12 protein-coding genes are annotated in these 13,975 nt (G+C 66.4%); 1 reads left to right on the forward strand and 11 read right to left on the reverse strand.

The window, feature by feature from the left end; genetic code table 11:
* The 9 genes from xylB to N7333_RS16890 all read right to left on the reverse strand — a co-directional run.
* Positions 1-1,125, reverse strand: a 1,125-nt coding sequence (gene xylB, locus N7333_RS16850; protein ID WP_279859125.1) for a xylulokinase, incomplete at its 3' end; no start/stop codon positions are given.
* Positions 1,126-1,128: 3 nt separating this feature from the next.
* Complete coding sequence (locus tag N7333_RS16855; RefSeq protein WP_279859126.1) at positions 1,129-2,604, reverse strand: mannitol dehydrogenase family protein; 1,476 nt, start codon at positions 2,602-2,604, stop codon at positions 1,129-1,131.
* 26 nt (positions 2,605-2,630) lie between these two features.
* Entirely contained in the window at positions 2,631-3,734 is a 1,104-nt protein-coding gene (gene ugpC, locus N7333_RS16860) for a sn-glycerol-3-phosphate ABC transporter ATP-binding protein UgpC (RefSeq protein ID WP_279859127.1), read from the reverse strand.
* A gap of 15 nt (positions 3,735-3,749) precedes the next feature.
* A complete protein-coding gene (locus tag N7333_RS16865; protein WP_279859128.1) occupies positions 3,750-4,583 on the reverse strand; it encodes a carbohydrate ABC transporter permease in 834 nt (277 codons plus the stop codon).
* Positions 4,584-4,593: 10 nt separating this feature from the next.
* Complete coding sequence (locus N7333_RS16870) at positions 4,594-5,529, reverse strand: sugar ABC transporter permease (RefSeq protein WP_003241141.1); 936 nt, start codon at positions 5,527-5,529, stop codon at positions 4,594-4,596.
* A 128-nt stretch (positions 5,530-5,657) separates the two neighbouring features.
* Entirely contained in the window at positions 5,658-6,968 is a 1,311-nt protein-coding gene (locus N7333_RS16875) for a sugar ABC transporter substrate-binding protein (RefSeq protein WP_279859129.1), read from the reverse strand.
* Between the two features lie 315 nt (positions 6,969-7,283).
* On the reverse strand, positions 7,284-8,189 hold the full coding sequence (locus N7333_RS16880) for an AraC family transcriptional regulator (protein WP_003241137.1): 906 nt from the start codon (positions 8,187-8,189) through the stop codon (positions 7,284-7,286).
* Between the two features lie 91 nt (positions 8,190-8,280).
* A complete protein-coding gene (locus N7333_RS16885; protein WP_012020210.1) occupies positions 8,281-9,342 on the reverse strand; it encodes a PA0069 family radical SAM protein in 1,062 nt (353 codons plus the stop codon).
* 118 nt (positions 9,343-9,460) lie between these two features.
* Positions 9,461-10,462 (reverse strand): bile acid:sodium symporter family protein, encoded by a 1,002-nt coding sequence (locus N7333_RS16890; RefSeq protein ID WP_003241132.1) that lies wholly within the window; start codon positions 10,460-10,462, stop codon positions 9,461-9,463.
* 81 nt (positions 10,463-10,543) lie between these two features.
* Here N7333_RS16890 and N7333_RS16895 point away from each other — a divergent pair, with 81 nt between their 5' ends.
* Positions 10,544-11,335 carry a helix-turn-helix transcriptional regulator gene (locus tag N7333_RS16895; RefSeq protein ID WP_129483784.1) on the forward strand — a complete coding sequence of 264 codons (792 nt, stop codon included), beginning with the start codon at positions 10,544-10,546 and terminating at the stop codon, positions 11,333-11,335.
* 294 nt (positions 11,336-11,629) lie between these two features.
* Here N7333_RS16895 and N7333_RS16900 read toward each other — a convergent pair whose 3' ends face one another.
* Entirely contained in the window at positions 11,630-11,917 is a 288-nt protein-coding gene (locus N7333_RS16900) for a YheV family putative zinc ribbon protein (RefSeq protein ID WP_003241128.1), read from the reverse strand.
* Positions 11,914-13,962, reverse strand: a complete 2,049-nt coding sequence (gene prlC / locus N7333_RS16905; RefSeq protein WP_129483783.1) for an oligopeptidase A — start codon at positions 13,960-13,962, stop codon at positions 11,914-11,916. The genes N7333_RS16900 and prlC overlap by 4 nt, the downstream gene beginning before the upstream one ends.
* Between the last annotated feature and the right edge of the window lie 13 nt (positions 13,963-13,975).

Here is a 13,975-nt window from a genome sequence, read left to right on the forward strand (position 1 = left end):
CTCGACCACCGCCCGGCACAGGTTGGCGCGGGTCAGGTTGTCGCTGTCCATGCCCAGCAGACTGGCGCGTGCGTTCGGCAGGGCCGGCACCCGTTCGCCGTTGAAAAACGGCAGCAACAGCAGGCCCTCGGCGCCGATGGGCGCCTGCGCCACCAGGGCGTCGAAGCTGGGGATATCCAGTACCAGCAACTGCTGGATCAGCCCGCTGGCATTGGTCAGGTTCATGGTGCAGATCAGCGGCAGCCAGCCACCGCTCGATGAGCAGAAGGTGGCCACCTGCGCATGCGGGCTGACCGTCGGCTGATCGCTGTAGGCGTAGAGCGTGCCGGAGGTGCCCATGCTCATGGTGATCGCGCCGGGGCGGATATTGCCGGTACCGATGGCGCCCATCATGTTGTCGCCGCCGCCGCTGGCCACCACAGCATCCGGGTTCAGGCCCAACTGCCTGGCGATCTGCGGGCGGAGGCTACCCACTGGCTGATCCGACTCGATCAGCTCTGGCAGCGCGTCGCAAAGGCGCCCGCTGGAGTCGATGAAGTTCAGCAGCTCGCGGTCCCAGCTGCGCGTGCGCACGTTGAAATAACCCGTGCCGGAGGCGTCGCCGTACTCGCTGCAGGCACGGCCGGTGAGCCAGTGGTTGAGGTAATCGTGCGGCAGCAGGATATGCGCGATGCGGGAGAAGACATCCGGGTGCTGCTCCTGGGTCCAGAGCAGCTTGGACACCGTGTAGCCCGGCGCGATGGCCACGCCCAGACGCTGCAGCGAGCCGGCCTCGCCGCCGAGATGGTCCAGCAGGCGCTGGTTCTCGGTGCTCGACTCGGTATCGCACCAGAGCTTGGCCGGGCGCAGCACCGCGCCCTGTTCATCGAGCAGCACCAGGCCATGCTGCTGGCCGGACACGCCAATGCCGAGAATCCGCTCGCCGCTGATGCCGGCGGCTGCCAGCGCCTGGGCGGTCGCCTGCTCGAAGGCCTCCAGCCACTGCTGCGGCTGCTGTTCGCGGCGGCCATTGGCTGCGCTCAGCAGGGTATGGCTGGCGCTGCCGGCGCCGCGCACCTGGCCGCTGCCTGCGTCCAGCACCAGCGCCTTGGTGCCCTGGGTGCCGCAGTCGATACCGAGGTACATGCCTCAGTCGCCCAGCAGGGTCTGCAGGGTGCGCGTCACGCCGAGCTTGCGCAGGCTGTCGTAGCACAGCTCGAACGCCGCGACGAAGGCTGCCGACTGCGGGATCGCGGTGCCGAAGATCGCCTCGACGCCCAGCAGTCGTTCGCGCACCTGATCATCATCGGCCACCAGGGCCTGACAGAACTCGGCGCGCGGATCGGCGATCCGGTAGTGCGCGCCGTTCTCGTCGACGCCCTTGAGGTACAGCGCCCAGGCCGCGACCACCAGCGCCGCGCGCTCCAGCGGCCGGCCATCCTCGATCAGGCGGTTGAGGGTGGGCACGATGAACTTGGGAAACTTCGACGAACCATCGGAGCAGACCCGTTCCAGCTGGTCGGCGATGGCCTGGTTGGAGAAACGCTCGATCAGCGTGTCCTTGTAGGTGCTTAGGTCGATGCCGGGCACCGGCGCCAGTTGCGGGGTCACGTCCAGATCCATGAAGTCGCGCACGTAGCGGCGTAGCAGCGGGTCGTTCAGGGTCTCGTGGACGAAGCGATAACCTTTGAGAAAGCCCAGGTAGGTCAGCGCCAGGTGGCTGCCGTTGAGCAGCTTGATCTTCATCTCCTCGTAGGGCGCGACGTCGTCGGTGAACTGCACGCCGACCCGCTCCCAGGCCGGGCGGCCGCTGACGAACCTGTCCTCGACCACCCATTGCACGAAGGGCTCGCAGACCACCGGCCAGGCATCCTCGACGCCGTGCTGCTCGGCCAGTTGCTGGCGGTGAGCGGCGCTGGTCATCGGCGTGATGCGATCGACCATGGCGTTGGGGAAGCTCACGTGATGGTCGATCCAGGTGGCCAGCTCATGGTCGGCCAGGTGGGCGAAGGCCAGCAGCGCCTTGCGCGTGACATCGCCGTTGTGCGGCAGGTTATCGCAGGACATCAGAGTGAACGCCGGGATGCCGGCCGCACGACGTTTGGCCAGGGCGGCGCAGAGAAAGCCGAACACGCTCTGCGGCGATTCGGGGCGGCGCAGGTCGTGGGCAATGACCGGCAGCTCGGCAAGAAATTCGCCAGTGCTGTCGTCGATGCAGTAACCGCCTTCGGTGATGGTCAGCGAGACGATGCGAATGGCCGGGTCGGCCAGCTTGTCGATCAGCGCCTGCGGCGACTCCTCGGCCAGCAGCATGTCGCTGATCGCGCCGATCACCCGCACCGGCAGGTTCGCCTCGTCGCCCAGTTCCACCAGGGTGTAGAGGTAATCCTGGCTGGCCAGGGCGTCGCGCATGGCGCGGTCTTCGGCGCGCAGGCCGACCCCGCAGATGGCCCAGTCGAGGGCCTCGCCCTGGTTCATCAGGGCATCGGTGTAGGCCGCCTGGTGGGCGCGGTGAAAGCCGCCGACGCCGATATGGACGATGCCCTGGCGCAACGCGTCGGGGCTGTAAGCCGGCAGCGCGACGGCGCCGCCAAGCCGGGAAAGCTGCTGGCGATTGAGTTTCATCTGGAAAATCCCGTGATGGAGCGGCGTCAGGCGGCCTGCTGCAGTGGTTTGCCGATGGCGCGGCCGTCGGCGGCGAAGAGGTGGCAGTGCGCCGTGTCGAAATCCAGGGACAGGGCATCGCCATAACGTGGGGCGAAGTCGCCGCGCACGCGCACCGTGAGCATCTCGCCCGAGGTGCAGCGCACATGGCAGAAGGTGTCGCTGCCCAGGCGCTCGCTGACGTCGGCGGTCACCTGCATGCGGCCCGCGCCGGTGCTGACCACGTTGAGGTGTTCCGGGCGCACGCCAAGGGTCACGCTGCTGCCGATGCTGAGGCCGGCGGCGGACTGCGGCAGCGTCAGGTGCGTGCCGCATTCCAGCTGCACGTCGCAGCTGCCGGCCTCGACCCTGTTCAGGGTGCCGCGCAGGAAGCCCATCTTCGGCGTGCCGAGAAAGCCGGCGACGAACAGGTTGGCCGGGTGGTGATACAGCTCCAGCGGCGAGCCGACCTGCTCGACGCGCCCGCCATTGAGCACCACCACCTTGTCGGCCAGGGTCATGGCCTCCACCTGATCGTGGGTCACGTAGATCATGGTGGCCTGCAGCTCCTTGTGCAGCCGCGCCAGCTCCAGGCGGGTCTGCACGCGCAGGGCGGCGTCGAGGTTGGACAGCGGCTCGTCGAACAGGAAGATCTTCGGGTTGCGCACGATGGCGCGGCCGATGGCCACGCGCTGGCGCTGGCCGCCGGAGAGCTGCCTGGGTTTGCGCTCGAGCAGAGCGTCCAGCTGCAGGATGCGCGCGGCGTTGGCGACCTTCTCCGCGATTTCCTGCTTGTTCACCCGGGCCAGATCGAGGGCGAAGGACAGGTTCTTGCGCACGCTCATGTGCGGGTACAGCGCGTAGGTCTGGAACACCATGGCCAGGTCGCGTTTGGCCGGCGCCATGTCGGTGATGTCCTGGCCGTCGAGTTCGATATGGCCGCTGCTGACTTCCTCGAGGCCGGCGATCAGGCGCAGCAGGGTGGATTTGCCACAGCCGGACGGGCCGACGAAGACCACGAATTCGCGGTCGCTGATATCCAGATCGACGCCCTGGATGATCGCCGTGCCATCGAAGCCTTTTCTCAGGTTGCGGATCTTCAGATCGGCCATGTGCAAGGTCTCCCGTTATTTCACCGCGCCGAAGGACAGGCCGCGGACAAGTTGTTTTTGGCTGATCCAGCCGAAGATCAGGATGGGCGCGCAGGCCAGGGTCGAGACGGCGGAGAGCTTGGCCCAGAACAGGCCCTCGGGGCTGGAGTAGGAGGCCACCAGCGCGGTCAGCGGGGCGGCGGCGGAGCTGGTCAGGTTGAGCGACCAGAACGCCTCGTTCCAGCACAGGATCAGCGACAGCAGCATGGTCGAGGCCAGGCCGCCGCGGGCGATCGGCAGCAGCACGCGGACGATCTCCTGGCCGGTGCTGGCGCCGTCCAGGCGCGCCGCTTCGAGGATTTCCGCGGGGATGTCCTTGAAGTAGGTGTACACCATCCATACCAGGATCGGCAGGTTGATCAGGGTGTAGATGATGATCAGCACCAGACGCGAGTCGAGCAGGCCGAACTGCTTGGCCAGCAGGTACACCGGCACCAGCACGCCCACCGGCGGCAGCATCTTGGTCGACAGCATCCACAGCAGTGTGCGCTTGGTGTGGCGCGTCTCGAAGAAGGCCATGGAATAGGCGGCCGGCACGGCCAGCAGCATGCCCAGCAGGGACGCGGAGAAGGAGATCAGCACCGAGTTCCAGGCGAAGGCGAAGTAGTCGCTGCGCTCGTTGATGTGCAGGTAGTTCTCCAGCGTCGGCATGAAGATGAACTGCGGCGGCGTGGCGAAGGCGTCGATCTCGGTCTTCAGGCTGGTCAGCAGCATCCACAGGATGGGGAAGAAGATCACTGCGGCGATGGCCCAGCACAGCGAGCCGATCAGCAGGCTGTGCAGGCGCCGGGACTGTTTCAGGGTCAGCATGCTCTGCTCCTCACTGCCGCGCGGTCAGGTTCTTGCCGATCATGCGGATCAGCACGATGGCGGCGATGTTGGCGATGACCACCGCGATCAGCCCGCCGGCCGAAGCCATGCCGACGTCGAACTGCAGCAGGGCCTGGGTGTAGATCAGGTAGGCGAGGTTGGTCGACTCGTAGCCGGGGCCGCCGCTGGTGGTGGTGTAGATCTCGGCGAACACCGAGAGCAGGAAGATGGTCTCGATCATCACCACCACGGCAATCGGCCGCGCCAGGTGCGGCAGGGTCAGGTGCCAGAAGATGGCGATGGGCCCGGCGCCATCGAGGCGCGCGGCTTCCTTCTGCTCCTGATCCAGCGACTGCATGGCGGTCATGAGAATCAGAATGGCGAACGGCAGCCACTGCCAGGACACGATCAGGATGATCGAGAACAGTGGGTGGTGCGCCAGCCAGTCCACCGGCTGGGCGCCGAAGAACTGCCAGATGGCGGCGAGAATCCCCGATACCGGATGGAAGATCAGGTTCTTCCACAGCAGCGCGCTGACCGTGGGCATGATGAAGAACGGCGAGATCAGCAGCACCCGCACGATGCCGCGGCCGAAGAATTCGCTGGCCTCCAGCAGCGCCGAGATCAGCACGCCGAACACCACGCTGATCAGGAGCACGCTGCCCACCAGCAGCACGGTATTGCCGGCGCCGGAGAGAAAGGCGGCGTCGGTGACGAAGTATTCGAAGTTCTCCAGACCGACGAAATCGTTCTCGCCGGGGTAGAGCAGGTTGTAGCGGATCAGCGAGAAGTAGATGGTCATGCCCAGCGGCACGATCATCCAGATCAGCAGCAGGGCCACCGAGGGGCTGACCAGAAACCAGCCCGGCGCCAGACGCCGGGGCTTGCGCGCCAGCGGCGTGCCGGCCTGCGCGGCAGCAGGAGTATTGATGGCCGAAGAGTTCATCATGCCTCCGAGAACGGAATGGGGGTGGCGTTCCGCTTTAGCCCGTAGGGTGGGCTTCAGCCCACCACGAAGTCAGGGTGAAACGGTGGGCTAAAGCGGAACGCCGCCCGGCCCACCCTACAAGATGGCTACTTCGGATACCCGGCACGCTTCATTTCCCGTGTCGTACTCTGCTGCGCGGCCTGCAGCGCCTGCTGTGGCTGCATCTGCCCGGTCAATGCGGCGGTGAACAGCTTGCCGACCTGGGTGCCGATGGCCTGGAACTCGGGAATGGTCACCAGCTGGATGCCCACGTAAGGCACCGGCTTGGCGCTGGGGTCGGCCGGGTCGGCCTTCTGCAGCGAATCCAGGGTGACCTTGGCGAACGGCGCGGCCTGCATGTAGGCATCGCTGTAGGTCGAGGCGCGGGTGCCTGGCGGCACGTTGGCCACGCCATCGCGCTCGGCCACCAGCTCGGCATAGGCCTTGGAGGTGGCCCAGGCGCTGAAGGCCTTGGCGGCGTCCTTGGACTTGGAGCTGGTGGGAATAGCCAGGGCCCAGGAGTACAGCCAGGAGGCGCCCTTGTCGGTGACCTGGGTCGGCGCGAAGGTGAAGCCGACGGCATCGGCGACCTTGCTCTGCGAGGTGTCGGTGACGAAGGAGCCGGCCACGCTGGCATCGACCCACAGCGCGCACTTGCCGCTGTTGAACAGCGCCAGGTTCTCGTTGAAACCGTTGCTGGAGGCGCCGGGCGGGCCGTATTTCTTCATGTTGTCGACGTAGAAGTTCAGCGCGCTCTGCCACTCGCTGCCGGTGAATTCCGGCTGCCACTGCTCGTCGAACCAGCGCGCGCCATGGGCGTTGGCCAGGGTGGTGATAAGCGCCATGTTCTCGCCCCAGCCGGCCTTGCCGCGCAGGCACAGGCCGTACTGGCCCTTGTCCGGCTGGTGCAGCTTGGCGGCGAACTCGGCCATCTGCTCCCAGGTCGGTTGCTCGGGCATGTTCAGACCGGCCTGCTCGAACAGGTCCTTGCGGTAGTAGGTGATCGAGGCTTCGGCGTAGAACGGCAGGGCATACAGCGTGCCCTTGGCGGACAGGCCCTCGCGCACCGAGGGGAAGACGTCGTCGAGGTCGTAGTCGGCCGGCAGTTCGGTCATCGGCTCCAGCCAGCCCTTCTCGCCCCACAGCGCCGCCTCGTACATGCCGATGGTGAGCACGTCGAACTGGCCGCCCTGGGTGGCGATATCGGTGGTCAGACGCTGGCGCAGCACGTTCTCCTCGAGCACCACCCACTTCAGGCGGATGTCGGGGTTCTGCTCTTCGAAGGTCTTGGCCAGCCGCTGCATGCGGATCATGTCGCTGTTGTTGACCGTGGCGATGGTCAGGGTTTCGGCGCCGTGGGCGCCCGTGGCGAGGAACAGGCAAGAGGTTGCAAGGAGTGCTTTGACGGCGTGGTTCATGGCATTGAACTCCTCTTCCGCGCGCTGTGGCTGCGGAAGAACGTTATTGTTTTTGTTTCGCTCGGCCCGGATTACACCCCCGCACGCCGGTGCGGACAAATGCTTGAGGGCACAAAAACCGATACTTTTTTGCACTGATGGGCCTTGGGCAATGCTTCGCTCTGCCGGTGGCGAAGTGCTTTGCAGGCGCGGCTGGAGAAGGCGTAACTGGCAGCGGAGGCGCGCGCTAGACCGTGCTAGAGGCTGCCGCCGGAGAGGCTGGTGGCCGCGCCAGCGCGCGGGCCGCGCGGCTGGTGGCAGACGAGAATGGCCGATTTAGTACAGGTTTTGCTCGGTCAGGCGCTGCACCACCAGCTTGCGATAGCGCGACGGCGTCATGCCCTTGAGTTGCTGGAAACGCCGGTTGAAGTTGGAGATGTTGCTGAAGCCGGACTCGAAGCACACTTCGGTGACCGGCTTCTCGCTTTTGCTCAGCAGTTCGCAGGACTTGCTCACCCGCAGGCGATTGACGAACTCGACGAAGCCGCGGCCGGTGGCCTGCTTGAAGAAGCGCGAGAAATAGCTGGGGGTCATCCCCAGGTGTTCGGCGACCTCCTCCTGGCACAGATCCTGGGCGTAGTGCTGGAAGATGTAGTCCACCGCGCGGTTGATCCGCTCGACGTGCTGCTCGTCGCCCAGGTCCGCGGCGGTCATGGCCGAGAGCAGCTGGTAATCCTCGCTGGCGGCCAGCAGTTCGAGCAGGATGAAGAAGTGGCCGAGGCGGGTGATGCCGCGGCTGTCGGCGATCCTGCGCAGCAGCAGACCGGCCTCGCGGATCACCCGCGGATCGCGAAATTCGATGCCGAACTGGGCGCGCGCCAGCAGCGGCGCCAGGCTCTTGAGTTCGGCGAACACCGCCGAGCCCTGTTCCAGTACCTCGTCGGTGAAGTTGACCAGCATGTCGCGGGTTTCCACCACCTCGCCGTCCTCCACCTGGCTGATCCAGTTGTGCGGCAGGCCGGGGCCGGTGAGAAACAGGGTGTTGGGCGAGAAGTTGCCGATGTAGTCGCCGATGAACACCTTGCCCGAGCTGGCGACGATCAGGTGCAGCTCGTACTCCTTGTGGAAATGCCAGCGCACCAGCGGGCTGGGGAAACCATGCTGACGGTAGATCAGCGAATGGCCCTCATGGTCGTCCATCAGTTCGTAGGAGGGGTCTGCTGCACGGGAGATACGGGTCATGAGCGTCGCCGGTCGGTGCCTCGAGTGGCGATGTTTTAACACATCGCGCAGGCTCGCCAAGCCCGCCGCGCCCGGAGACGACGTGCGGGTGCTACAACAGGCTCAGCTGGGCGCCCGGCGGGCAGAACAACGAGCAGTCCAGGCTCAGCGGCTCGCGCTGGTCGAGCTGCAGGCGCCGGCGCGCCAGGCGAAAGCGCTGCGCCAGCAGATCGGCGAACTGGCCCTCGCCACGCATGCGGCTGCCGAAGCGGCTGTCGTAGTTCCTGCCGCCGCGGCTCTGGCGGATCAGGCTCATCACATGCTCGGCGCGCTCGGGGAAATGCGCCTGCAGCCACTCCTCGAACAGATCGGCGATCTCCAGCGGCAGGCGCAACAGCACGTAGCCCGCCGAACGCGCGCCGGCATCGCGCGCGGCTTCGAGCAGGTGTTCGAGCTCCATGTCGTTGATCATCGGGATCATCGGCGCGCACATCACGCTCACCGGCACCCCGGCTTCGTGCAGCGTGCGCATGGCGCGCAGGCGGGCGGCCGGCGCCGCGGTACGCGGCTCCATGATGCGTTTCAGCTCGTCGTCCAGGGTGGTCAGGCTGAAGGCCACGCTGACCAGGTTGTGGCTGGCCAGCTCGCTGAGCAGGTCGAGGTCGCGCAGGATCAGCGAGCTCTTGGTAATGATGTGCAGCGGGTGCCTGTAGCGCAGCAGAATCTCCAGGGCCTGGCGGGTCAGGCGCTGTTCGCGCTCGATCGGCTGATATGCATCGGTGTTGATGCCCAGGGCGATGGGCTGCGGCACGTAGCCGGGTTTCTGCAGCTGTTCCTCGAGACGGTCGGCCAGGTTGGTCTTGGCGATCAGGCGGGTCTCGAAGTCGATGCCCGGCGACAGGTCCCAGTAGGCATGGCTGGGGCGGGCGAAACAGTAGATGCAGCCATGTTCACAGCCGCGGTAGGGATTGACCGAGCGATCGAAGCCGACGTCCGGCGACTTGTTGCGGGTGATGGCCGTTTTCGCCAGCTCGCGCCGCACCTCGGTGGCCCGGCTGGGCGGGGTTTCCTCCTGATACCAGCCATCGTCCTGCGCCACCGAGCGGGTCGGTGCGTAGCGGTTGTGCGGGTTGCTGGCGGTGCCGCGGCCGCGCGGCGGAACAGGGGCTGGCATGTGTGTGATCCGAAATACTGTATGCATGAACAGTATCTGGATTGGCAGCAGGACGCCAGCCCCGCGCCTGGTTCAGTCGTCGGTTTGTGCCCGGCCGTTCGACCGGCCGGGCGCCGTCTCAAACTCGGGAAGCGGTCTGGCCGTCGACGGCTTCCTGCTCCGGGCGGCGTGCATAGCGCTGAGCCAGTACCGCACAGACCATCAGCTGGATCTGGTGGAACAGCATCAGCGGCAGGATCAGCAGGCCGATGCTGCCGCCGGCGAACAGCACCTGGGCCATGGGCACGCCGGTGGCCAGGCTCTTCTTCGAGCCGCAGAACACGATGGTGATGCGATCCTCCAGGTTGAAGCCCAGCCACTTGCCCAGCAGATGGGTGAGCAGCAGCGCCAGGGCCAGCAGCACGCAGCAGGCCAGCACCAGAGCCAGCAGGGTGACCAGTGGCACTTCCTGCCACAGGCCGCCGATCACCGCGGCGCTGAAGGCGGTGTAGACCACCAGCAGGATCGAACTCTGGTCCACGTACTTCAGCCAGCTCTTGTTCTTGTTGACCCAACCGCCGATCCAGCGCTGGGCGATCTGGCCGAGCACGAACGGCAGCAGCAGCTGCAGGCTGATCTTGCCGATGGCATCGAGGGTCGACCCGTTGGCGCCCTCGACGCCCATCAGCAGCGCCACCAGCAGTGGCGTGACGAAGATACCGAGCAGGCTGGAGGCCGCCGCGCTGCAGATCGCCGCCGGGATGTTGCCGCGCGCCAGCGAGGTGAAGGCGATGGCCGACTGCACGGTGGCCGGCAGGGCGCACAGGTAGAGCATGCCCAGATACAGCTCGGTGCCGATCAGCGGGGCCAGCAGCGGCTTGAGCAGCAGGCCGAGCACGGGGAAGAGTACGAAGGTGCAGGTGAACACCAGCAGGTGCAGGCGCCAATGCCCGGCGCCGGCCAGGATGGCCACGCGCGACAGCTTGGCGCCATGCAGGAAGAACAGCAGAGCGATGGCCAGGTTGGTGATCCACTCGAAGGCCACCGCCACCTGGCCACTGGCGGGCAACAGGGTGGCGATCAGCACCACGGCGAGCAGGGTCAGGGTGAAGGCATCGGGCAGCAGGCGGCGCAGGAACATGGCGAATCTCGGGCTTGCGATACAGGAGGGCGCCACACTATCGTCATCGAGAGCTTCCGACTAACGCCAAAGAGTCAGCTAGTGTCGCCAAACAGACATCCGGATACCGTCCATCGCAGCCTGCCCGAGCTGCCCAGCCTGCCCCGACCGCTCTACGGCCGGGTCGAGTCGCTGACCAACCGTGCGCTGACCTTTCGCCACACCCACCCTTGGGTGCAGCTCTCCTATGCCATCGCCGGGGTGCTCGAGGTGCAGACCGCCGGCGCCCGCTTCGTCGCCCCGCCGCAGCGCGCGGTGTGGGTACCGGCTGGCGTCGAGCACCGCGTGTTCAGCTCGCCGCGCACCGAGATGCGCAGCCTGTACATCGATGGCAGTGCAGTGCCCTGGGGGCCGGAGGAGTGCCGGGTGCTGGCGGTCAGCCCGCTGCTGCGCGAGCTGATTCGCCGCTTCAGCGATCTGCCGATCGAATACGACGAACAGGGTGCGCCGGGCCGGCTGGCCGCGGTGTTGCTGGATGAGCTGCAGGCCGCGCCGGCAGTGGCGCTGATGCTGCCGCTGCCGCAGGACGCGCGGCTGCGCGCGGTGTGCCAGGGCCTGGAGGATGCGCGCCTGCGCCAGCTCGGCCTGGGCGAATGGGGCGAGCGCCTGGGTGTTTCGGAAAAGACCCTGAGCCGGCTGTTCCTGCGCGAAACCGGCCTGAGTTTCCGCGCCTGGCGCCAGCGCCAGCGCCTGCTCGATGCGCTGACCCCGCTGGAGCAGGGTGAGCGCGTCACCGACGTGGCGCTGGCCTGCGGTTACGACTCGTTATCGGCCTTTATCGCCGCCTTTCGCCGCCAGTTCGGCGCAACGCCTGGGGAGTTTTTCCGCGAGTAAGGTCGAGGTGGGTGCAACTCGCCTGCATCAATCGCCACGAGTCGTAGGGTGGATTAGCCGCTTGTCGCGGGGGGGGGGGGGAAAAACGCTGCGGCTGCTGCGGCGTAACCCACCATCGGCGCAACGTCCATCGCCTGGTGGGTTACGTGGGGCGGCCATCCGAGCGCGCCACCTTATATCGGCGCTTGCGAAATCGGCGTTCTGCGCCGCTAACCCACCCTACGGAACTACCGAGCGGCCGTTGTGTAGCCCGGATGCAATCCGGGGCAGCGTGCCAAGCATTCCCCTACATCGTTACTCACTGGGTTTCTTCAATTTGGGATTGGGGAAGAACTGCACCGCCTGCACATTGGGATCGGCCGCCTTGGGCTTGAGGCCGCTGACGTTAACCCGGGTCGGCAGCTCCTTGGGCACCGAATTACCGCGTGCGTCGAGGGTGTCGGCGTAGCCGCACTTGACGCATTCGCGGTGCGGCACGCCGTCGACGTTCCACATCTTGATGCTGTCGGTCTCGCTGCACGCCGGGCACACGGCGCCGGCGATGAAGCGTTTCGGGGTGCTGTTCACAGGTGCATCGCTCATGCGGCCTCCTGGCTCAGGCCGAGGTGGCGCAGCAGGGCGTCGATGCTCGGCTCGCGACCGCGGAAGTCGACGAACAACACCATGGGCTCCTGCGAGCCGCCACGGGCGAGGATCGCTTCGCGGAAGGCGCGGCCGGTATCGGCGTTGAACACGCCTTCTTCCTCGAACTTGGAGAAGGCATCGGCGCTGAGTACTTCGGCCCACTTGTAGCTGTAGTAACCGGCCGCATAGCCGCCGGCGAAGATGTGCGCAAAGCCGTTGGCGAAACGGTTGTAGGCCGGCGGGCGCAGTACCGAGACCTCATTGCGCACGCCTTCGAGCACGTCCAGCACGCTGCGGCCGTCGCCGTGGCTGGCGTGCAGCTCGAAGTCGAACAGGGAGAACTCCAGCTGACGCACCATCATCAGCCCGGACTGGAAGTTCTTCGCCGCCAGCATCTTGTCCAGCACGGCCTGCGGCAGCGCCTCGCCGGTTTCATGGTGGCCGGAGATCAGCGCCAGGCCTTCGGGCTCCCAGCACCAGTTCTCCATGAACTGACTCGGCAGCTCGACTGCATCCCAGGCCACGCCGTTGATGCCCGAGGCGCCGGCGTGCTCGACGCGGGTCAGCAGGTGATGCAGGCCATGGCCGAATTCGTGGAACAGGGTGGTGACCTCGTCGTGGGTCAGCAGCGCCGGCTTGCCGCCGACCGGCGGGGTGAAGTTGCACACCAGGTTGGCCACCGGGGCGATCAGCTTGCCCTGGGCGTCGCGGCGCTTGTCGCGGGCGCCGTCCATCCAGGCGCCGCCGCGCTTGTTGGCGCGGGCGTAGAGGTCGAAGAAGAAGCGCCCGACGTGCTGGCCGTTCTCGGTGATCTCGAACAGGCGCACGTCCGGATGCCAGGTGTCGAAGCCTTTCAGCTCGCGAATCTCGATGCCGTAGAGCTTCTGCACGATGGCGAACAGGCCGCTGAGCACCTTGTCCACCGGGAACCAGGCGCGCACCTCTTCCTGGGAGATGCTGTAGCGCTGCTGGCGCAGCTTCTCGCTGTAGTAGCCGACGTCCCAGCTTTGCAGGTCATTCAGACCCTGCTCGGCGGCGAAGGCTTTCAGTTCGGCCAGGTCCTGCTCGGCGAAGGGTTTGCTGCGCACCGCCAGGTCGCGCAGGAAGCTCAGCACCTGGTCGGTGGATTCGGCCATCTTGCTGGCCAGGCTCAGTTCGCTGTAGTTGGCGAAGCCGAGCAGGCGCGCCAGTTCCTGGCGCAGGTCGAGAATCTCGGCCATCAGCGGGCCGTTGTCGTTCAGCCCGGCGTTCGGCCCCTGGTCGGAGGCGCGGGTGCAGTAGGCGGCGTAGACCTCTTCGCGCAGGGCGCGGTCGTCGGCGTAGGTCATCACCGCGTAGTAGCTGGGGAATTCCAGGGTGATCAGCCAGCCGTCCAGGCCCTTGGCCTCGGCGGCCTGCTTCATCTGCGCCTTGGCCGAGTCGGTCAGGCCGCTCAGCACGGCTTCGTCGGTGATGTGCTTGGTCCAGGCCTGGGTGGCGTCGAGCAGCTGGTTGGAGAACTTGCTGGTCAGCTCGGACAGGCGCATCTGGATCTCGCCGTAGCGCTTCTGCTGCTCGGCTGGCAGGTCGATACCGGACAGGCGGAAATCACGCAGGGCGTGTTCGAGGATGGTCTTCTGCGCCACGTCGAAATCGGCGGCCGCCGGGCTCTGCGCCAGCGCCTCGTAGGCCTGGAACAGCGGCTTGTTCTGGCCCATTTCGGTCCAGTACTCGGACAGCTTGGGCAGGCAGGCCTCGTAGGCGGCGCGCAGCTCGGGGCTGTTGCACACCGAGTTGAGATGGCTCACCGGACTCCAGGCGCGGCCCAGGCGTGCGCCCAGTTCGTCCAGCGCCAGCACCAGACCGTCCCAGCTCGGGTTGGCCTGCTGCGCCTCGAGCAGCTTGGCGATGGCGGCGCGGCTGTCGGCCAGAATCTGGTCGACGGCGGGCTCGACGTGCTCCGGTTTGATCTGCGAGTAGGGCGGCAGGTCGAAGTCTTGCAGCAGGGGATTGTTCGCGGTCACGACGAGGCACCTG

This window comes from Pseudomonas sp. GD04158, from assembly GCF_029834875.1.
Taxonomy (GTDB): Bacteria; Pseudomonadota; Gammaproteobacteria; order Pseudomonadales; family Pseudomonadaceae; genus Aquipseudomonas; species Aquipseudomonas hydrolytica.

Bases quoted from the DNA above. Each gene is read 5' to 3' on its own strand.
- N7333_RS16870 (WP_003241141.1), bottom strand. From the start codon at position 5,529: ATGAACTCTTCGGCCATCAATACTCCTGCTGCCGCGCAGGCCGGCACG.
- N7333_RS16875 (WP_279859129.1), bottom strand. From the start codon at position 6,968: ATGAACCACGCCGTCAAAGCACTCCTTGCAACCTCTTGCCTGTTCCTC.
- N7333_RS16865 (WP_279859128.1), bottom strand. From the start codon at position 4,583: ATGCTGACCCTGAAACAGTCCCGGCGCCTGCACAGCCTGCTGATCGGC.
- N7333_RS16880 (WP_003241137.1), bottom strand. From the start codon at position 8,189: ATGACCCGTATCTCCCGTGCAGCAGACCCCTCCTACGAACTGATGGAC.
- N7333_RS16885 (WP_012020210.1), bottom strand. From the start codon at position 9,342: ATGCCAGCCCCTGTTCCGCCGCGCGGCCGCGGCACCGCCAGCAACCCG.
- ugpC (WP_279859127.1), bottom strand. From the start codon at position 3,734: ATGGCCGATCTGAAGATCCGCAACCTGAGAAAAGGCTTCGATGGCACG.
- N7333_RS16890 (WP_003241132.1), bottom strand. From the start codon at position 10,462: ATGTTCCTGCGCCGCCTGCTGCCCGATGCCTTCACCCTGACCCTGCTC.
- N7333_RS16900 (WP_003241128.1), bottom strand. From the start codon at position 11,917: ATGAGCGATGCACCTGTGAACAGCACCCCGAAACGCTTCATCGCCGGC.
- N7333_RS16855 (WP_279859126.1), bottom strand. From the start codon at position 2,604: ATGAAACTCAATCGCCAGCAGCTTTCCCGGCTTGGCGGCGCCGTCGCG.